This window comes from Burkholderia sp. PAMC 26561, from assembly GCF_001557535.2.
Lineage (GTDB): Bacteria > Pseudomonadota > Gammaproteobacteria > Burkholderiales > Burkholderiaceae > Caballeronia.
Genome location: NZ_CP014306.1, coordinates 2,349,220 through 2,368,039 on the forward strand (window position 1 = coordinate 2,349,220; position 18,820 = coordinate 2,368,039).

At 61.8% G+C, this 18,820-nt stretch carries 16 protein-coding genes; 9 read left to right on the forward strand and 7 right to left on the reverse strand.

Annotated elements, in window-relative coordinates; all coding sequences use genetic code 11:
• Positions 1 to 2: 2 nt before the first annotated feature.
• Positions 3 to 854, reverse strand: a complete 852-nt coding sequence (rsxB, locus tag AXG89_RS10900; RefSeq protein ID WP_062000772.1) for an electron transport complex subunit RsxB — start codon at positions 852 to 854, stop codon at positions 3 to 5.
• A gap of 248 nt (positions 855 to 1,102) precedes the next feature.
• Positions 1,103 to 1,501, reverse strand: coding sequence for a hypothetical protein (locus AXG89_RS43005; protein ID WP_231941396.1), 399 nt, complete (start codon positions 1,499 to 1,501; stop codon positions 1,103 to 1,105).
• On the opposite strand from AXG89_RS43005, the gene AXG89_RS10910 reads away from it, so the two are divergent.
• Positions 1,406 to 1,936 (forward strand): TetR/AcrR family transcriptional regulator, encoded by a 531-nt coding sequence (locus tag AXG89_RS10910; protein WP_231941366.1) that lies wholly within the window; start codon positions 1,406 to 1,408, stop codon positions 1,934 to 1,936. The genes AXG89_RS43005 and AXG89_RS10910 overlap by 96 nt on opposite strands.
• A gap of 128 nt (positions 1,937 to 2,064) precedes the next feature.
• Here AXG89_RS10910 and AXG89_RS10915 read toward each other — a convergent pair whose 3' ends face one another.
• A complete protein-coding gene (locus AXG89_RS10915; protein WP_061998962.1) occupies positions 2,065 to 3,336 on the reverse strand; it encodes a polyhydroxyalkanoate depolymerase in 1,272 nt (423 codons plus the stop codon).
• A gap of 204 nt (positions 3,337 to 3,540) precedes the next feature.
• Complete coding sequence (locus AXG89_RS10920; protein WP_062169673.1) at positions 3,541 to 5,406, reverse strand: glycoside hydrolase family 15 protein; 1,866 nt, start codon at positions 5,404 to 5,406, stop codon at positions 3,541 to 3,543.
• A gap of 266 nt (positions 5,407 to 5,672) precedes the next feature.
• Here AXG89_RS10920 and AXG89_RS10925 point away from each other — a divergent pair, with 266 nt between their 5' ends.
• Positions 5,673 to 5,921 carry a hypothetical protein gene (locus AXG89_RS10925; RefSeq protein WP_062170531.1) on the forward strand — a complete coding sequence of 83 codons (249 nt, stop codon included), beginning with the start codon at positions 5,673 to 5,675 and terminating at the stop codon, positions 5,919 to 5,921.
• 188 nt (positions 5,922 to 6,109) lie between these two features.
• On the opposite strand, the gene AXG89_RS10930 is transcribed toward AXG89_RS10925, so the two are convergent.
• Positions 6,110 to 6,262 (reverse strand): DUF3096 domain-containing protein, encoded by a 153-nt coding sequence (locus tag AXG89_RS10930; RefSeq protein ID WP_075360510.1) that lies wholly within the window; start codon positions 6,260 to 6,262, stop codon positions 6,110 to 6,112.
• A gap of 187 nt (positions 6,263 to 6,449) precedes the next feature.
• On the opposite strand from AXG89_RS10930, the gene AXG89_RS10935 reads away from it, so the two are divergent.
• Both AXG89_RS10935 and AXG89_RS10940 read left to right on the forward strand, forming a co-directional pair.
• On the forward strand, positions 6,450 to 7,670 hold the full coding sequence (locus AXG89_RS10935; protein WP_062169674.1) for a lactonase family protein: 1,221 nt from the start codon (positions 6,450 to 6,452) through the stop codon (positions 7,668 to 7,670).
• Positions 7,671 to 7,800: 130 nt separating this feature from the next.
• The gene (locus AXG89_RS10940; RefSeq protein ID WP_236873328.1) at positions 7,801 to 8,862 is read left to right on the forward strand and encodes a transporter; all 1,062 of its coding nucleotides are present in this window, start codon (positions 7,801 to 7,803) and stop codon (positions 8,860 to 8,862) included.
• A gap of 4 nt (positions 8,863 to 8,866) precedes the next feature.
• On the opposite strand, the gene AXG89_RS10945 is transcribed toward AXG89_RS10940, so the two are convergent.
• Together AXG89_RS10945 and AXG89_RS10950 are read right to left on the reverse strand one after the other, a co-directional pair.
• Positions 8,867 to 12,130, reverse strand: a complete 3,264-nt coding sequence (locus AXG89_RS10945; protein WP_062169676.1) for an FtsK/SpoIIIE family DNA translocase — start codon at positions 12,128 to 12,130, stop codon at positions 8,867 to 8,869.
• A 178-nt stretch (positions 12,131 to 12,308) separates the two neighbouring features.
• Positions 12,309 to 12,884: an META domain-containing protein gene (locus AXG89_RS10950; RefSeq protein ID WP_442857252.1), complete on the reverse strand. Its 576-nt coding sequence runs from the start codon at positions 12,882 to 12,884 to the stop codon at positions 12,309 to 12,311.
• Positions 12,885 to 13,121: 237 nt separating this feature from the next.
• Between AXG89_RS10950 and purT the strand changes: the two genes are divergently transcribed.
• The 5 genes from purT to AXG89_RS10970 all read left to right on the forward strand — a co-directional run bounded on the left by purT (position 13,122) and on the right by AXG89_RS10970 (position 18,811).
• Entirely contained in the window at positions 13,122 to 14,363 is a 1,242-nt protein-coding gene (gene purT, locus AXG89_RS10955) for a formate-dependent phosphoribosylglycinamide formyltransferase (RefSeq protein ID WP_062169678.1), read from the forward strand.
• A 54-nt stretch (positions 14,364 to 14,417) separates the two neighbouring features.
• Complete coding sequence (locus AXG89_RS42105) at positions 14,418 to 14,588, forward strand: DUF6726 family protein (protein WP_172811922.1); 171 nt, start codon at positions 14,418 to 14,420, stop codon at positions 14,586 to 14,588.
• A 54-nt stretch (positions 14,589 to 14,642) separates the two neighbouring features.
• Positions 14,643 to 15,038: an MliC family protein gene (locus tag AXG89_RS10960; RefSeq protein ID WP_205583047.1), complete on the forward strand. Its 396-nt coding sequence runs from the start codon at positions 14,643 to 14,645 to the stop codon at positions 15,036 to 15,038.
• A 254-nt stretch (positions 15,039 to 15,292) separates the two neighbouring features.
• Entirely contained in the window at positions 15,293 to 16,762 is a 1,470-nt protein-coding gene (locus AXG89_RS10965) for an aldehyde dehydrogenase family protein (RefSeq protein WP_061998969.1), read from the forward strand.
• Positions 16,763 to 17,260: 498 nt separating this feature from the next.
• Positions 17,261 to 18,811: a DEAD/DEAH box helicase gene (locus AXG89_RS10970; protein ID WP_082771394.1), complete on the forward strand. Its 1,551-nt coding sequence runs from the start codon at positions 17,261 to 17,263 to the stop codon at positions 18,809 to 18,811.
• Positions 18,812 to 18,820: the final 9 nt, after the last annotated feature.

Genomic DNA, 18,820 nt, shown 5'->3' on the forward strand with positions numbered 1-18,820 from the left:
GATCAGGCGTCGGGGTCGTTTGCGGAGTCGCTGTCGGGCTCGTTGTTCGCGTCAGTCAAACCTAGGCGGCGGCGCCGGGCTTCGGCTGCGTCGATTTGCGCCTGGACCTCGGGGCTCACCGAATCGATGTTCTTCGGCCCTGCGCCAAGCCTCGCCAGTTCTTCCTTTTTCTTGCGCGCACGTTCCATCGCGGCCTGGATGATCGCGCGTTTTTTGGCTTGCGCTTCGTCTTCCGGCGTGGCGGCTGCTGTTTTCACGACGCGATCGCCGGATATGGCCGGTTCGACTGGCTTGGCCGATCCCGCCACGCGCGCCGCCTTACGCGCTTCGGCGGCATCGCGTTCACGCGCGAGCCGCGCCAGATGCTGGTCGTGCCGGATGCGCGCGGCGTCGGCTTGCGTCTGCGTCCATGCGTCCCAGCCGGTCTTGTCGCCGGTGACTGGAATCATGGCGATGCAATCGACAGGGCAGGGCGGCACGCACAGGTCGCAGCCGGTACAAAGCTCGGGGATCACCGTGTGCATCTGCTTGGCCGCGCCAACGATAGCGTCCACCGGGCACGCTTGCAGGCACAACGTACAGCCGATACACAGGTTTTCGTCGATGATAGCAAGCGGCCGCGGCCGTTCAACACCGTTCTCGGGATTCAGCGGAATGACAGGCTTGCCAAGCAGGCGGGCAAGCCGCGCCACGCCTTCCTCGCCACCGGGCGGGCATTGGTTATAGCTCGCCTGACCTGCCGCGATGGCCTCGGCGTACGGCCGGCACGCGGGGTAGCCGCATTTTGTGCACTGCGTCTGCGGCAGCAGGTCTTCAATCTGGCTAGCAAGGGTCGTGGGGAAAGTTGCAATCACTGCTGTCACATTAACGGCTGGGGTATGGCGGCGCCGGCCGCATGAATCAGATGGACACGAAGCGAACAGGTCAAGATGCGAGAAGCATCCTGACACTGCAGACGATTCGCATTCAAGCGATCAAACGGCTAAACCGACGACCACTTGTGGGGATATGTTCAAGCGCTTATGCTCGCGCTCGTTTTGATATCGCATTTGTGCGTTCGGGGCATTCGGCCTGGTTTCGATGCGTTGTGCCCGAGGCGGCATTATCGCCGAATTTCAAGCTGTTCCCAATCAATCCCAATTGCCAACGGGCCAACGATGTGCACATAATCAAATCGCTTTAGATTGACTGCAGGACGGTATTCCCAATCACGTTGGCGCAACCGATCCATCGCATGCTTCTTTAGGACACAGGAATGCATGACGCTACTCTCAAAACGCGGTTTGTCGATCATGAAGCCACCATGAACCAGCCAAAAATCAAAAGAGATCCTGAGGGCACGCGCCGCAGAATCCTGCTTGCCGCCGCCGAGGAGTTCGCGGCGGGAGGCCTGTTCGGTGCGCGTGTGGACCAGATAGCCCGCCGCGCCGAAACGAATGAGCGAATGCTCTACTACTATTTCGGCAGCAAGGAGCAGTTGTTCACCGCCGTCCTGGAACATGCGTTCACGGCGCTCACCGATGCGGAAAAATCGCTCGATCTGGAGGGCGTGGCGCCGGTCGAAGCCGTTACGCAGCTCGCGCATTTCATCTGGAATTACTATCGTGAGCACCCCGAGCTATTACGGCTGGTGAATAACGAGAACCTCCATGAAGCACGTTATATAAAGGGCTCCACGCGTATCCGCGAGCTCATCTCGCCCGTGGTCGCGAAGCTCGCGAAGATACTGGAACGTGGTCAACAAGCCGGATTGTTTCGCAATAACGTGGACCCCTTGCGCTTCTACATCACGTTGTCCGGGCTCGGGTATTACATCGTATCCAACCGGTTCACGCTGGAAGCCACGTTCGGGCTCGATTTCAGCGCTGACGCGGAACGCGATGAAATCATCAAGATGAATACGGAGTTGCTGCTCGCCTACCTGATGCGGCGCTGACCCACGCAACCTGCGCAAAAACTCATGCATCCGACTCGGCACGCCTCACTGAAGGGGTCACGCCCGCAATGAAACACGCCGCGTAAGGACGCGGCGTGCGGTGTCATGCTGATCCGACCGATCCAGACTCAGGCGGGAACTGCTTCCTTCTTCGGCGCCTTGTCGTGCGAGAGAATGAATTCACGCAGTTGCGGGTACACCATCGTGCGCCAGCGGCGGCCCGAGAAAATGCCGTAGTGGCCGGCTTTCTCGGCGGTGTAGTGGCGCTTGTTCTTGGCTGGAATGCCGGTGCACAAGTCGTGAGCAGCGCGGGTCTGGCCGCTGCCCGAGATGTCGTCGAGCTCGCCTTCAATGGTCAAGAGCGCCGTCTGCTTGATGTCCTGCGGACGTACACGCTCGCCGTTCACGTCCCACGTGCCTTCGGCCAGCTGGAAATCCTGGAAGACGATCCGAATGGTATCGAGGTAATAATCCGCGTCCATGTCGAGCACGGCGTTGTATTCGTCGTAGAAACGGCGATGCTGCTCTGCATCTTCGTCGTCGCCACGCATGAGGTTCTGATAGAAGTCCCAGTGCGCGGTCACGTGGCGCTCGGGGTTCATCGCGACAAAACCCGCGTGCTGCAGGAAGCCCGGATAGACCTTGCGGCCCACGCCCGGATAGTTCGCCGGGACCGTGTGGATCACGTTGTTCTCGAACCATTCGTAGGAATGTTCGCTTGCAAGCGAGTTCACGGAAGTCGGGCTGCGCCGTGCATCAATAGGACCACCCATCATCGTCATGGTCCGTGGCGTGTCTTCACCGCGGCTTGCCATCAACGATATGGCGGCGAGCACCGGCACGGTCGGCTGGCACACCGAGATCACGTGCAGGTCCTTCGCGCCGATGTGGCGGATGAATTCCTGGATGTATTCCACGTAGTCGTCGAGATGGAACGACCCGTCTTCTAGCGGGACCATGCGCGCGTCGAGCCAGTCGGTCAGGTAGACCTTGTGGTCCTGCAGCAGCGTTTTGACGGTATCGCGCAAAAGCGTGGCGTGGTGGCCCGAAAGCGGCGCGCACACCAGCACGATAGGTTCGGTCTTGAGGTCCGTGACGGTCGCGCTGTCGTCGGAAAAACGCTTGAAGCGGATCAGCCGGCAAAACGGCTTCTCGATCACGATCTGCTCGACGATAGGAATGGCGTGGCCATTCTTCTCGATCTGATGCAGCTCGAATTCAGGCTTCTCGTAATCCTTGCCCAGCCGATAAAGCAGCTCGTAGCCGGCCGCGAGACGCGTGGAACCGGGAACATACGAAAGCGGACTGGACGGATTGGTGAACGACTTCGACGCCGCTTCCGCCCATGCTGTAAGCGGACTCAGCATGGCCCGCTGGAATTCGTGAAATTGATAGAGCATGTTTTACCCGTGTAAAACCGGCTGCGCCTATGGTGAACGGCGGGGCCGGGGTTTGGCTTCGGATGCATTGTTTCGCCGAACGACCGGTCGGAAACCTTCTCCGATCATAGCCAAGAACACCGTTTTGTGCAACGCAGCATACGTGTCGTTTACCTCAGTAAAACGCTGGTTTTCACGCAAAACTCGTCAACTTTTGACTGAAAATTACGAATCGCTTTCGTTTGTGCTCACGGCTTCCGAGGGTTTGTCCTGACGCTGCGCAGGTTGGCCGGTCGCCTTGGCCATGCCTTGCTCGTGTTTCATCAGGTTCATTCCCGTGTGCACGAGCGCCACGTGCGAAAAAGCCTGCGGGAAGTTGCCGACCTGACGTTTCGCGACCGTGTCGTATTCCTCGGCAAGCAAGCCGACGTCGTTGGCGAGTCCCACCAGCCGTTCAAACATGGCGAACGCTTCCTCCAGGCGGCCCTGGAGCGCGAGGTTATCGACGAGCCAGAAGCTGCACGCGAGAAACGTCCCTTCGCCAGGAGGCAAGCCATCCTGCACTTCGGCCGTGTGATAGCGCTTCACCAGGCCGTCGTGCGTCAGGTCGCGTTCAATGGCATCGAGCGTCGAGATCACGCGCGGGTCTTCCGGCGGCAGGAAACCGAGCAGCGGAATCAGCAGCAGGCTCGCATCGAGGTCGCCGCCGCCGTATGTCTGGACGAACGAATTCATCGATGCATTCCAGCTCTTCGAGCAAACGTCGGCGTGGATGACCGTGCGCTGGTTGCGCCAGTGTTCGAGCGGACCTTCCAGCCCGAACTGTTCCGCCGATTTGATCGCGCGGTCGTACGCAACCCAGGCCATGACCTTCGAAAATGTGAACTGCTGGCGGCCGCCGCGCGTTTCCCAGATGCCTTCGTCGGGTTCCTGCCAGACCGTATCCAGGTGATCGAGCATGGCGCGCTGGATGGACCAGACGGTGTCGTCGCTTTGCAGGCCGCCCACCCGTGCGAGGTGCAGCGCGTTCATGACTTCGCCGTAGACATCGAGTTGCAACTGGTCCACTGCGCCATTGCCGACGCGCACGGGCTTCGAATCCTCGTAACCGGACAGCCAGTCGACTTCCCATTCGGGCAAGCGCCGTTCGCCGGCAATGCCGTACATGATCTGGATCTGTTGCGGCGAACCCGCCATCACGCGGCCAAGCCACGCGCGCCATGCGCGGGCTTCGTCGTAGTAGCCGCTGCGCATCATCGCGAGGAGCGTGATGGTCGCGTCGCGCAGCCAGCAGTATCGATAATCCCAGTTGCGGGTTCCGCCAAGCTGCTCCGGCAGCGACGTGGTAGGTGCAGCGACGATGCCGCCGGTCGGCTCGTAGGCGAGCGCCTTCAACGTGATCAGCGAGCGGCGGATCGCCGGACCCCATCGGCCATCCAGGTTGCTGCGGCCGGACCACTCGAGCCAGAAATTCTCGGTGCGTGCGAACTGCGTATGCGGATCGCGGGCGGGCGGCAGGCGCAAGTGAGATTGCGAATAAACGAGCGAGAAGGGCACGCGTTCACCCTCGCTCACCGTGAACTCCCCGACGGTACGCATGTTCTCGCCAGACAGGTCGATGGGCGTGCGCAGCACGCACAAATCGGGACCGGCGATGGCGCGAATGCCACTGTCGTCCGGAAGGCGGCTGACCCAGGGAATCGATGAGCCGTAATCGAAGCGCAGCACCAGTTCCATCTTCATCTTCACGGTGCCGCGCCGGCCAACGACAATACGCACGAGGTCGGACAGGCCATCGCGAACGGGCATGAAATCGATGAGCGAGACCCGGCCCTCGGACGTTTCGAAATCGGTTTCGAGGATCAGCGTGTCGCCGCGATATTTGCGCGTGATGACCGGAGGCGGTGCGCCCTCGGGCAGGTCAGGCGTGATCAGCCAGCGGCCGTTTTCGGGCGTTCCCAGTAGCGCGGCGAAACAGGCGCCCGAATCGAAGCGCGGCCAGCACAGCCAGTCGACAGATCCCTCTTTCGAGATCAAGGCGGCGGTGTGGCCGTCGCCAACCAGGGCGTAGTCTTCGATCAGTGCGGGCATAGGCAGGTATTGATTTCGATGAAGCGATTGGAGCGGTCGATTATGAAGTGCATTCGTATTTCGTGCGTTGGCATGCGAGTTTGGTGTTCACTTCAAAGCGATCGGTCGAACGGAATATGTAAGCTCAACTTGAAAATAAAGTGGACGAACGCCTAGAATGAAAGTTCGCGCCTGAGCGATGCCAGCTTCCGACCGGCATGCAGATTCTGATCGCACCACGCGTCCACGCTTGCCTGACGTCTTCGAGGAAATCGAACGTGAAAGCCATGCCGAATCCGTTGAGAGCCGATTGCATCGCCATCCTGTCTGCTGCGAGCCGTATCACCGATACGTCCACGCTCATCGATCTCGATTACAAACATCTTGGCCTCTCGCGAAATGGGATGGAGGTCGCGGCGACGTTCCTGATTGAACGCGATTGTTTCACGCAGCATCGGGATATAAACGGCTTGCTGGCTGTCGGCGGCCTTTCGCTGCAGGGCCGCATGCGCCTCGAGCAGCTTTCCAACGGGTGATGTACAGCCTGGGTCGCACCCCCAGGGTTCTTGATTTCAATGCTGCAACCTGATGCGAGACCGCTATGCACGATCTCGCACGGCGTTGCGCGCGTCCCGCCGGAACCTCAATCCCAAAGTACCGTCTTACCTCACCATGCTTCACGCGGTGGCGTGCGGCAAGACGGCGCCTGGGGCATGCAGCATTGTCAAAAATGCGTTGCGCTCAATCCGAACACGCCGATCAACCCGATGATGATCAGATAGATTGCAACAATAAAGTTGAGCAGGCGCGGTACGACCAGGATCAAAATGCCTGCGATGAGCGCGACCAGCGGACCGAGGCTCAGATGGATATCCATTATTGCTCCTTTGTTTTGATAGAAATTTGACAGAGACGTTGGTTGTAATTGGTTGGACGAAGGCATGCATCACGCGCCACATAACCTGAAACAAGCCGTAATAACGAACGATCAGGAGGTTTCAATGCATTCCGTTTTTACTTCTTCTTCCCCGCGTAGCGCCCCCACGCAAACTTCATGCCGCAACATGAATGTTCTGGTCAAGAGTTTCGCGGCGAGCGTGACGATAGGGCTGTCCCTGGCAGCGGGCCCAGCGTTCGCACAGAGCGCGTCCGACCCGCCCGTGAATCCTGCCGGGTCAGCCGAGAGCAGCGTATATGACCTGCTGGTCGGCACTTATACGGGCAGCGGCAAGAGCGAGGGAATCTATGTCTACCGGTTCGATACCGCCAGCGGCGCCATCACGCGTCTTTCCGCGACGCAAGCGGTGAATCCTTCTTATCTCGTGGTCAGCAAGGACAGGCAGCACGTCTACGCAGTCAACGAATTGCCCGGCGACAACGGTCCCGCATCGCAGCGCGGCGGCATCAGTGCGTTCCGGTTTGACCCGGCGAGCGGCCAGCTCACCTTCGTGAACCGCGTCTCGTCCGATGGCAACGATCCCGCGTACCTTGCGTTGTCCCCTGACGGCAGGTATCTGCTCACGGCGAACTACTCGGTGGCGTCGAACCCGGGCGGCAGCTTCGCCGTTTTCCCGCTGGAGGGCGAACGCGTCCTGCCGTCTGTACTCACGGTTCATCACGACGGCAGCGGTCCCGTGACCGGACGTCAGGATAATTCGCACGTTCATTCCACCGTGTTTTCGCCTGACGGCCGCTATCTATTTGCGCAGGACCTGGGAGCGGACAAGCTGTATTCGTACCGATACACCCCCGACGGGACACGTGGCCTCTTCGGTCCGACCGAATCGCGCTACACGCTGGTGAAACCGGGTTCGGGACCGCGCCACATGATCTTCGACGAAGCCGCCAGACATGCTTACGTGACGACCGAGATGAACGCGTCGGTGATGGTCTACGATTACAACGACGGCAAGCTCACGCTCAAGCAGACCTTGGCCATGACCACGCCCGGTTTCAAAGGAAAGATCGGCGGCGGCGCGATCCATTTGTCGCCGGACGGGCGCTTCCTGTACACGACCAATCGCGGCGATGTCAATGAGATCCTGACCTACGCTGTCAATCCCGCCGATGGTCATCTGAAACTGCTTGGCCGGCGTTCTACGCTCGGCAAGACGCCGCGTGAATTCGCCATCGATCCGACCGGCCGTTGGCTGATCGTCGGCAACCAGGACAGCGACAGCGTCTACTTCTTCAGGCGCAATCCGGAGACGGGGGAACTGGCATCGGATCCGAAGAAACTCGAAATCGGTTCGCCGGTCGATTTCAAGTTCGTTTCGCCTTCCTGACGATCTCCGAACGTAATTGGATCGTATTGATGTGCCGGGCCGCTTTCGTTCCACGCGGCCTGGATTTTGCACAATAAGAGTTTTTCAACCCGCAGTGCCCGCCAGTTGCCGGTATGCAAGGAATCGACCGTTGAACATCATCACAGCATCGAGCAAAGAAACAGACCGGCCCAATGCCGCAGCGCCCGACGACTCGAAGGCGCCGCCTGGCTTCATCTGCGCGTTCCGCTTTTCCGGCGCCGAGGCGCTGCGCCTGTCCTGGGACGAAGCACGCCGGGAGATCGTCGGCGATGGCCCGACCTGGCTGCACCTGAGCGCCAACGACGACACCGTCGAAAGCTGGCTCACCGGCGTCACCGCCATGCCGGATGTGGCGCGGGAATTCCTGAACGGCGAGGACAAGCGGCCGCGCGTTCATATGGGATCGACCTTCATGTACGGCGTGGTCGCGGATCTGGAGCGCGTCGCGGAGACGCCCGACGCCGATCCGAATGCGCAGGCCACGCGCCGGGCAACGGGCGCGCTGCGCTTTTACGTCGATAGAAACCGCATGATCACCGTACGCGCGCAGCCCCTGCAATCGACTGACCGGCTGCGCCATGCGGTGCTGGAAGGCACGATGTTCCGCGACACGGTCGATCTCTTCGCGGGTTTGATCCGCGCGCTGAACGACACGTTTGCGGATCGTATCGATGAAATCGGTGATCGGCTCGACGACGTGGAGGAGGGCGTGCTCGACGGCCGCCATTCAAACTGGCGCGCGGAACTGGGATCGGTGCGAAGGCGGCTGGTGGAGGTGAAGCGGTTTGTCGATCCCGAACGCAACGCGCTCACACAACTCGTGACGCGGCGGCTCGACTGGGCCGAACCGCGCTCGATGGAAACCTTGATCCAGGCCATCCAGGTTTTGAACGGACTCGCCGCGGGGCTTGAAGCGCAGTACGAACGCGCGAAGTTGCTGCAGGACGAGATCGCGGCGCTGCTGTCCGAGGACATCAACCGCAAGCTGCTGTGGCTCGCAATCATGTCCGCGTTGCTGATGCCCGCGACGCTCGTCTCGGGCATCTTCGGCATGAACGTCGCCGGTTTGCCCGGCACGCACGACCACTATTCGTTCGCGGTCGTGATGGGCGTGATGGCGGTTTGCGCGGCCGTCACGCTGTTCCTGCTCAGGCGCTTGCGCTTGTGGTGATGCGTTATTCCGGCTGGCTCGGCGCGAGCACTTCGCGATTGCCGTTGGTTCCCATCGGCGAAACGAGACCCGCCGATTCCATCTGTTCAACGAGCCGCGCGGCACGGTTATAGCCAATCCGCAACTGCCGCTGAACCGACGAAATCGATGCCCGGCGCGTACGCAACACGAACGCGACGGCTTCGTCGTAAAGCGGGTCAGCTTCGGCGTCCTGCGTCTCGCCGAATAAATCAGGCGTGCCGCCTTCGGGCGTCGGCCCCGACAAGATCCCTTCCTCGTACTCCGGCTCGCCGAACTGCTTCAGATACTCGACCACGCTGTGCACTTCTTCATCGGCCACGAACGCGCCGTGCACGCGCTGCGGATAGCCGGTGCCCGGCGGCAGGAACAACATGTCGCCGGCGCCAAGCAGCGATTCCGCGCCCATCTGGTCCAGGATCGTGCGCGAATCGATCTTCGATGAAACCTGGAACGCCACGCGCGTCGGAATGTTCGCCTTGATTAGGCCGGTGATCACATCCACCGATGGCCGCTGCGTCGCAAGGATCAAGTGGATACCCGCCGCCCGCGCCTTTTGCGCCAGGCGCGCGATCAACTGCTCGATCTGCTTGCCCGCGACCATCATCAAGTCGGCGAGTTCGTCGATCACGACCACGATCATCGGCAGCTTGGCGAGCGGTTCGGGCGCATCCGGCGTGAGCGAGAACGGGTTCGTCAGTTTCTTGCCGGCCGCTTCAGCGTTGCGAATCTTCTGGTTGAAGCCCTGCAGGTTACGCACGCCCACAGCCGACATCAGCTTGTAGCGCTTCTCCATCTCGCCAACACACCAGTTGAGCGCGTTCGCGGCGAGCTTCATGTCGGTCACGACCGGCGCGAGCAAGTGCGGAATGCCTTCATACACCGACAATTCCAGCATCTTCGGATCGATCATGATCAGGCGCACGTCTTCTGGTTTTGCCTTGAATAGCAGCGACAGGATCATCGCGTTGATGGCCACCGATTTGCCCGAGCCCGTGGTGCCCGCGACCAGCATGTGCGGGGCACGAGCGAGGTCGGTGACGACCGGATTGCCGATGATGTCCTTGCCCATCGCGATGGTCAAAAACGACTTGGAATCGCGATACACGTCGGCTTCGAGGATTTCGGAAAGCCGGATCATCTGCCGTTTGGCGTTCGGCAGCTCGAGCCCCATGCAGGTCTTGCCGGGAATGGTCTCGACCACGCGGATCGATGTCAGTCCAAGGCCGCGCGACAGGTCCTTCATCAAGCCCACGATCTGGCTGCCGCGCACGCCTAGCGCCGGTTCGACTTCGAAGCGCGTGATTACCGGTCCCGCCGATGCGCCGACCACCGTGACCGGCACCTTGAATTCCTGCAGGCGCTGCTCGATCAACTGACCGGTAGCGGCGAGATGCTGCTCGGAGACCGGTTCGACTTCGTCGGACGCAGCTTCGAGCAGATCGAGCCCGGGCAGGTCCACCGCAGATGCCGCCGGCGCATGGAACTCGAACTCCGTCGCGATGAAACCACGGACCGGCGCGCGCGGCTCCTGGGGCGCCGGCGGGGTTTGCGTTATGGGCGCAGGCACAGGCGCAACCGCGCGGGGGAAATGCACGACGTTCGATGGATTCGGCGCCTGATCTTCGAGATCGTCTTCTACTTCAGCTTCCTCTTCGATCTCGCTTATTGGCGGCAGGGGAGGGCGGGGCGTGCTTGCCGCTGTATGCCATGCCGGTGTTGCAGCGTGCTCGATGCCTTCGACCGGCGACTCTTCACGGCGAGTGGCCCATGGCGGAATATCGGCGGGCGGCGTCGGTTCCGGTTGCGCGATGGGTGCAGGTTCGTCAACGGCATCGTCCAGATCGATCGATGCGGTGGGCAACGGGTCAGGTTGAGCATCGAGATCGCTTGCTTGGGCTTCGGGCGGCGTATCGGCGGATGCTGCTTCCGGTGTCGCGCCGAAATCATTGTGCGTCGGAACGGCGGGTGAGTACTCGCCCGCCGCGCTGAACGTCGGCGTCGCGGCAGGAATGGGCGTGGCCGGTTCCTGTGCAACGCTCGCAGGTGGGATTTCCACAGCCGGTGGACCGGCCGTAACGCTTGGAATGCCATTGGCGCGTGTCGTCCACTGCGCTGCCGTCTGCTCGATAGAGCGCAGCGCCTCCTTGATCCGGTCGGGTTCCGGCGGCGGCGCGGCGGGCTTCGCGGGCGCGTTCCCCGCGGAGGACGCGGCCACCGCAAAAAACGATTCCTTGGTGACGACAGGCGCGAAGGTGTTGTTGCGCGAAGCCGCCGCCGATGTGCTCGCCGATGGCCGCATCGATGAATTGCGTGCTGCCTGAGCCGCACGAGCCGCCGACGATCCGATGGAACTGGCCGGCACGCTGCGGGTGATTGTCGATCGCGTTGCATCCGGACGTCGCGGTATGTTCGTCTCGACCTGGCGCTGCGTACTTTGCGTATTCGTCGGGCTCAAAGGCGGCGCAGGCTTCCCTTGCGCTGCGTCCGCCTTCAGCCATCCGGCGGGCGCGACGGGCTCGAGCGGTTCGATTGGCCCAGCGCCGCGACCGTGCAGGTCCCGTCTTTCACCAAACGATGGTTCTATCGGACGCGCAGTCTCGGGGCCGCGCGCCTGACGTTCGGCATCGCTGCGTCGAGCGGGCTGCGGCCGCCAGACCGTCGGGCGTTGATACCGGCTGCCCTGACGGGGTGTGACGGGCGGAATGCCGAGCGGGGGTGCATCGGGTGAAATCCTGCTCGATGAAGCGGCCGCGCCCGCAACGCCGCTCGCTCTTTCCGCTTTCTCCCTTGGCGCTTTCTTGCGCGATGGCTTCTCGCGGACCGCGCGTTCCCTGGGCGCGAAGGAGGCGGGATCGAATCCAAAGCCGAATGCGATGTTCGCCCACGCAAGCACTTCGCGCCACTGGAAGTCGAGGAACCACGGCAGGCCGGTCAACAACACGACGGCCGCGCCGGCACCGACGGCGAGCGCGCCCTCCGGATTGATCACCCCGCTGCGGGATGCGAACGCGTTCAACAATGCATGGCCCAGATGGTCCAGGTCGGTGGCGAAAGCAAAGGAGTGGAACAGGGCGGCTTCGAGCGTGCAACTCGCGAAGAGCACGCAGAAGAAACCGAGCCACAGGCGGATCGTGCCGGGACCGCGCAGGCCGCCGCCGTTGGGCAGGACGGACTTGACGATGCGCCAGAGAAGAGGGATGAACCAGACGGCCGAGATACCGAACCAGCCGAAAACTACCGTGTGCATGCAAGGAACCAGGAATGATGTGAGCGATGTGAGCAGCGAACCAAGGCTCGGAAAAATGCTTGAACCAAAGATAAAACCATACCGCCGAGTTTAACCGTCATGGACCTGGAAATGGTTTGGAGAACCACGCTCGGGTTCTCGTTTTTCCGGTGCGGGCGTCACTCTGAAGAAAACATCCTCAAGGTTGCGTGTGTTCGTTGAACGTCAGCACGTCGCCAGTTTTGAGCGTGATCTGCAACTCCCTTGGCGGGCGCATCTGCACCCCGGTCTTTTCGATGCCGGCCAAGCCTTGCAAGAACGGCTGTTCCAGCGCGCTGGCCGGTCCGGGCGCACATGCCATCCGCGTGCCGGCGAGCGGTCCGAATGTGAGCTTGCCATCGGTCAGGTCGTACGTGCCGGCAAAGCGATTGCAACCAGAGAAGCCGTTTGCGCGGCGCTGGCCGCCATCCGTCGATAGATTCAGCGTAAGGGGCGTGGCGTCCGGAATCTTGCGTGCACGGCCGCTTGCGTCCGTCCAGGTGGCAAGCTGCCATTGGGTATCGTCGAGAAGCTGGGTCGCTGCCGGATTGTACGGATCGGTCGGCGGCGCGGCGCTGTCGGGGTGCGTGGGCAGCGCGCAGCCGGCGAGCGCGCCGCCCAGAACGAGTGCCGCCGTTGAGAAAATAGCCGCCATGGAAAGCCTGGAACGGGCAGAAGCAGCATGGACGTGGCTACGCGCCGAGGGGGGCGCCAGGCGCGAACGGGAAGGCTGCATCGACATGAAAGATCCTCAGGCTGGCAAAACCGTAAGGGTATCGCACTCGTCAGGTGATTGACCAAGGTCGTTTGCATCAGAATCGTTGCGATGTGTAAAGAAATGTCCTGTGCGACTTGCTTTCTGGCATGCAATTTCTTGCGGCGAATGTTCCTGCGCGACAGGTCGCGGATCATGTCCGCAAGGAGGCCGCGTGTTAACATCCCGGGCTTTACTGGCCTCTTTTCCGGAGCATCCATGCAGAGCGCGAAGTCCGCTGCGTCCCCCTTTCAAACCGGCACCATCGGCACGCCGCTCTCGCCGGGCGCGACCCGCGTGATGCTGCTCGGCGCGGGCGAACTCGGCAAGGAAGTGATCATTGCGCTGCAACGGCTCGGCGTGGAAACCATCGCGGTCGACCGTTACGCCGATGCACCCGGCCATCAGGTCGCGCATCGCTCGCACGTGATCGACATGACCGACGGCGCGGCGTTGCGCGCCTTGATCGAAGCCGAGAAGCCGCATTTGATCGTGCCGGAAATCGAGGCCATCGCGACCGACATGCTGGCCGAAATCGAAGCCGAGCAACTCGCCGTCGTGATCCCGACCGCGCGCGCGACCCAGCTCACCATGAACCGCGAAGGCATCCGCCGCCTCGCCGCCGAAACGCTCGGGCTGCCGACGTCGCCTTACGCTTTCGCCGACTCGCTCGACGAGATGAAAGCGGGTATCGGGAAGATCGGGTTCCCGTGCGTGGTGAAACCGGTGATGTCGTCGTCGGGGAAGGGGCAATCGGTGCTCAGAAGTGCAGCCGATATCGAACCCGCCTGGCAACACGCAATGGCCGGCGGCCGCGTGAATCACGGGCGCGTGATCGTGGAGGGGTTTATCGATTTCGACTACGAGATTACACAACTCACCGTGCGCGCGACCAGCCCGGAATCCGGCAATCTGCAGACATATTTCTGCGAGCCGATCGGCCATGTGCAGGTCGCGGGCGATTATGTCGAATCGTGGCAGCCGCAAGCCATGAGCGCGGCGGCGCTGGCGAAATCGCGCGATGTCGCGGAAAAAGTCACGGCGGCGCTGGGCGGACGCGGCTTGTTCGGCGTCGAATTGTTCGTGCGCGGCGACGACGTCTGGTTCTCCGAAGTCAGCCCGCGACCGCATGACACGGGTCTCGTCACGCTCGCCACACAGCGTTTCTCGGAGTTCGACCTGCACGCTCGCGCGATCCTCGGTCTTCCGGTGGATGCGGCGTTACGTGCGCCGGGGGCATCGGCGGTGATTTACGGCGGGCTCGACGAAGCGGGCATCAGCTTCGAAGGGGTAGCTGAAGCGCTCGCGGTGCCGGATTCCGACCTGCGCCTCTTCGGCAAGCCGGAGAGTTTTACGAAGCGCCGCATGGGCGTGGCGCTTGCGACCGGACGCGATACTGACGAAGCCCGGGAACGCGCGAAGCTGGCAGCGTCTAAGGTAAGACCCGTCTCCATTCGATGACGGCAACACGCTGCCCGTATCACGGGTTTTGCACGGGCAGCACGGAGGTTCCAAGTGAAATTGTGTGTGTTGGCCGCGTTATGCGCGGTCCTGGCCGGGCTCGGCGGGTGCGGACTGGCAGCGGCGCCGTGCCGTATTGCGTCGGCGGGGCTGAAGATCGTACCGGTGGTCGGTCACGTCGCGGCGGCTCCAACCGACGCGTGCGCCGGGGTGATCGATCCTTGATTGGCGTGCAGCGCGGCGCTTGACCGCACAAACGACGAACAAAAGGATATCGAGATGAAACGAATTTTTGGACGAACGCGCGAGATAAGGAGGAAGGTCGCCGCCACCCTTGCGGCGCTGTGTGCCGGGTCTGCAGCGCATGTGGCATCTGCCATGCCGCTCACCGTGCCCCAGATCCAGACGGCTACCATGAACACGCTGCGCTACAAGTGCGACGGCGGTCATGCGCTGACAGTCCAGTACATGAACACCAAGAACAAGCAGAGCTTCGCGCTGCTCACCGTGGACGGCCGCAAGATGTTGTTCGTCAACGTCCTTGCTGCGTCCGGCGCGAAATACGTTGGCGACCACTACACGTGGTGGACGAAAGGCCCGGAAGGCACGCTTACCGACGAGACCGCCGACCCGAAAGCCGCGCCCATGCTTGCCGAGTGCAAGACAGGAACCTGATCTGGCCAGTGTGCGGTATGCAGTGAAAGCCCGTTTCGACGTCAATCGAAACGGGCTTTTTGTTTTGGCGATTTCGCCGAAAACATAGGCCGGATGGCCAACATGAAGGCTCGTCGCGGCATCGAACGGCTATCCGGAGTATGGTTGCCATGGTGATGTGGACTGAGGCGCACGCGCCGCTGGTACGCGAATGTTTTGCGACGCCGGGTGCGTCTGATCGACGTGCCTATCTTTAGACTGAGGCAGAGGCTGACATGCTGAAGAAAACCTATCCGTATTACCTGGCGAACAAAGCCGTGAACGCCAACACAGACCTGGAAGTCACCGATAAATACAGCGGCGAGGTCGCGACCCGCGTGGCAATGGCAGACGCGAAAACAATCGATGCCGCCATCGGCCACGCCGTTGCTGCCCAGCGCGCGATGCGCGAATTCAAGCCATACCAGCGGCAAGCCGTGCTCGACCATTGCGTGAAGCGCTTCCGTGAACGTTTCGATGAACTCGCCGAAGCGCTGTGCATAGAGGCCGGAAAGCCAATCAACGACTCAAAGGGCGAGGTAACGCGTCTTATCGATACCTTCAGGGTGGCGGCCGAGGAATCGGTGCGTATCGACGGCGGCATGATCAACCTGGAGATCGCGCCTCGCGCCGCCGGTTATCACGGCTATTACAAACGCGTGCCGATCGGGCCGTGCTCGTTCATCTCGCCGTTCAATTTTCCGCTGAATCTCACAGCACACAAGGTCGCACCCGCGATCGCCGCCGGTTGTCCGTTCGTGCTGAAACCCGCGAGCCGCACGCCGGTCGGTGCGTTGATCATGGGCGAAGTACTCGCCGAGACCGATTTGCCAAAGGGCGCATTTTCGATTCTCCCGGCGCATCGGGACGGCGCGGATCTTTTCACAACCGACGAACGTTTCCGCTTGTTGTCGTTTACCGGATCTCCTGCGGTCGGCTGGGAGCTGAAGAAAAAAGCCGGCAAGAAGAAGGTGATCCTGGAACTGGGCGGCAACGCGGCGGCCATCGTGGACGGCGACCAGGCCGACCGGCTGGATTACGTAGTGGACCGGCTGACGTTCGGCGCGTTCTACCAGTCGGGGCAAAGTTGTATCGGCGTTCAACGGATCATTGCTCACGCGGATATCTACGATGCGCTGCGCGAAAAGCTCATCGCAAAAACGAAATCGCTGAAGATGGGCGATCCGAAAGACGAAAGCACTTTCGTGGGCCCGATGATCTCGGAATCCGAGTCCAGACGGCTGGCCGGCTGGGTGGAAAGCGCCGTGGCGAGCGGCGCGAGGATCATCGCCGGCGGGAAGGTCGACGGCGCCATGTTCGAAGCGACGTTGCTCGAAGGTGTGAAGCGCGATCAGGATCTGTATCGGAAGGAGGCGTTTGGTCCGGTTGCGATACTCGAAAAGTTCACTGATTTCGCGCAGGCTCTCGAAACGGTCAATGACAGCGATTTCGGCCTGCAGGCCGGTGTTTTCTCCGATAGCCTCACCCACGTGAATCTCGCCTGGGACGAGCTGGAGGTGGGCGGCGTGGTCGTCAACGACGTGCCGTCGTTCCGCGTCGACAACATGCCTTATGGCGGTGTGAAGGATTCCGGGCTCGGGCGCGAAGGGGTCAAATATGCCATCGAGGACATGACCGAACTGCGGCTGATGGTGGTTCGCGATGTGCCGAAACCGGCGCCAGACACCGCGTCGAAGGCGAAATAGCCTGTTGTCGCCGCTGCGCTGTGTCGCCGGAAAGCCCGGCAGGCTGGGCCGGCGGGGTTTTCGCGGCAGCGGGGTACGCGACGCGATCCGTGTGTGGCTGCAAGCGGCGCAGTGCTACAATATCGGGCTTTCCCGTAGTTCGGACGCCACGACTGGCGCGGCTGCGGCGAAGGGCGGGACCGGCATGCTTTCATGCCGGTTGCCGTCGAGGTGGCGCCATGTGAGTCGCTGCAACCCTGCGCGCTACTTGTAACTTGCCGTTTGAGCCGTTTGTACTAGCTGCACGTACTACGCTGTCCGGCTGAATCAGTACGGACCTGGCAACAATTCGCAGAGGTCGAAACCTTGCGAATTCGAAGTCCGCGCGTTGATCGTCGATTGCCAGTTGCAAGGCGAAACACGCGGCTTCTTTCTTCACGATGTCCATGAGCGGTGGAATGACCGCTCGCGCGCCGCTCCGGCGCATTTTTAGCGAAAGCGAAAGCCACCAAAGTCACCATGTCCGATCCCGTCGTCACGAACCCGTCCGCCGCTCAATCCGACGCACCCGGCGCTGAAATCAGCGCTACGCCTCACGTACCCGAGGCTGCAGCGCCTGCTCCCGTGCCTACATTCGACCAGTTCGGCCTGTCCGCCGACATCCTGCGCGCAGTCGTCGAATCCGGCTACACGATCCCTACGCCCATCCAGGCGCAGGCCATTCCGGTGGTCCTTGCAGGCCGCGACGTCATGGGCGCCGCGCAAACCGGTACGGGCAAGACTGCAAGTTTCTCGCTGCCGATCATCCAGCGCCTGCTGCCAATGGCCAGCACGAGCGCATCGCCTGCCCGGCACCCCGTGCGCGCGCTGATCCTCACGCCCACACGTGAGCTCGCCGATCAGGTCGCCGCCAACGTGCAGGCTTATTCCAAGCACACGCCGCTGCGCAGTACGGTGGTGTTCGGCGGTGTCGACATGAATCCGCAGTCGGAAGCCTTGCGGCGCGGCGTGGAAATCCTGATCGCAACGCCCGGGCGCTTGCTCGACCACGTTCAGCAAAAGACGCTGAATCTCGGTCAGGTACAGATGCTCGTGCTGGACGAAGCCGACCGCATGCTCGACATGGGTTTCCTGCCGGATTTGCAGCGCATCCTGAACCTGCTGCCGAAGGAGCGCCAGACGCTGCTGTTTTCGGCCACGTTCTCGGGCGAAATCAAGAAACTGGCAGCGACTTATTTGCGCAATCCGCAAACCATCGAAGTCGCACGCAGCAATTCCACGAACGCGAACGTGCGGCAAATCGTGTTCGAAGTCGCTGAAAGCGACAAGTCGGGCGCGGTAACGCAGTTGATTCGCGAGCGCGGGCTGAAGCAGGTGCTGGTGTTCTGTAACAGCAAGATCGGCGCAAGCCGTCTCGCACGCGTGCTCGAAAAAGACGGAATCATCGCGACGGCCATCCACGGCGATCGCACGCAGGGCGAGCGCATGCAGGCACTCGATGCGTTCAAGAAAGGCGAGATCGAAGCGCTGGTCGCGACCGACGTTGCCGCGCGTGGCCTCGACATCACCGATTTGCCGGCAGTGATCAATTTCGACCTGCCGTTCAGCGCGGAAGACTACGTTCACCGTATTGGCCGAACCGGACGGGCGGGTGCGACGGGCGACGCGTTGTCGCTGTGCAGCCCGAACGAGCGCAAGCAACTCGCCGATATCGAAAAGCTGATCAAGCGGCCGCTCGAAGTCATGACGCTGAAGGTCGATGTCCCGGTGCGGCGCGAATCGTCTCCGGGTCGCCGCGACGAACGGCCGGCCCGCGCCGAACGCGGTGAATCCCGGCATGCACGCAGCGAGGAGCCGCGCCGCCGTTCTACATCGTTCGAACGTTCGCATTCGCGCCAGCAACCGGTCGATGACTTTTTCCTGAAGCCGTATGTGGCGTCGCCGGCATCGGCGAGGAAAGCACAGGACGAGGCAGCGGCGGAAGCCGAGCGCAAGAATACGCCGCGTCAGCCGTTGGCTGCGTTGCTGGGCGGATTGGGCATGCCGCGCAGGACGCCGTCGGAGTCTTGATGGGTTCGT

Bases quoted from the DNA above. Each gene is read 5' to 3' on its own strand.
- AXG89_RS43005 (WP_231941396.1), bottom strand. From the start codon at position 1,501: ATGTTCCAGGACGGCGGTGAACAACTGCTCCTTGCTGCCGAAATAGTA.
- AXG89_RS10915 (WP_061998962.1), bottom strand. From the start codon at position 3,336: ATGCTCTATCAATTTCACGAATTCCAGCGGGCCATGCTGAGTCCGCTT.
- AXG89_RS10920 (WP_062169673.1), bottom strand. From the start codon at position 5,406: ATGCCCGCACTGATCGAAGACTACGCCCTGGTTGGCGACGGCCACACC.
- AXG89_RS10925 (WP_062170531.1), top strand. From the start codon at position 5,673: ATGCCGAATCCGTTGAGAGCCGATTGCATCGCCATCCTGTCTGCTGCG.
- AXG89_RS10930 (WP_075360510.1), bottom strand. From the start codon at position 6,262: ATGGATATCCATCTGAGCCTCGGTCCGCTGGTCGCGCTCATCGCAGGC.
- AXG89_RS10935 (WP_062169674.1), top strand. From the start codon at position 6,450: ATGAATGTTCTGGTCAAGAGTTTCGCGGCGAGCGTGACGATAGGGCTG.
- AXG89_RS10945 (WP_062169676.1), bottom strand. From the start codon at position 12,130: ATGCACACGGTAGTTTTCGGCTGGTTCGGTATCTCGGCCGTCTGGTTC.
- AXG89_RS10950 (WP_442857252.1), bottom strand. From the start codon at position 12,884: ATGCAGCCTTCCCGTTCGCGCCTGGCGCCCCCCTCGGCGCGTAGCCAC.
- purT (WP_062169678.1), top strand. From the start codon at position 13,122: ATGCAGAGCGCGAAGTCCGCTGCGTCCCCCTTTCAAACCGGCACCATC.
- AXG89_RS10960 (WP_205583047.1), top strand. From the start codon at position 14,643: ATGAAACGAATTTTTGGACGAACGCGCGAGATAAGGAGGAAGGTCGCC.
- AXG89_RS10965 (WP_061998969.1), top strand. From the start codon at position 15,293: ATGCTGAAGAAAACCTATCCGTATTACCTGGCGAACAAAGCCGTGAAC.
- AXG89_RS10970 (WP_082771394.1), top strand. From the start codon at position 17,261: ATGTCCGATCCCGTCGTCACGAACCCGTCCGCCGCTCAATCCGACGCA.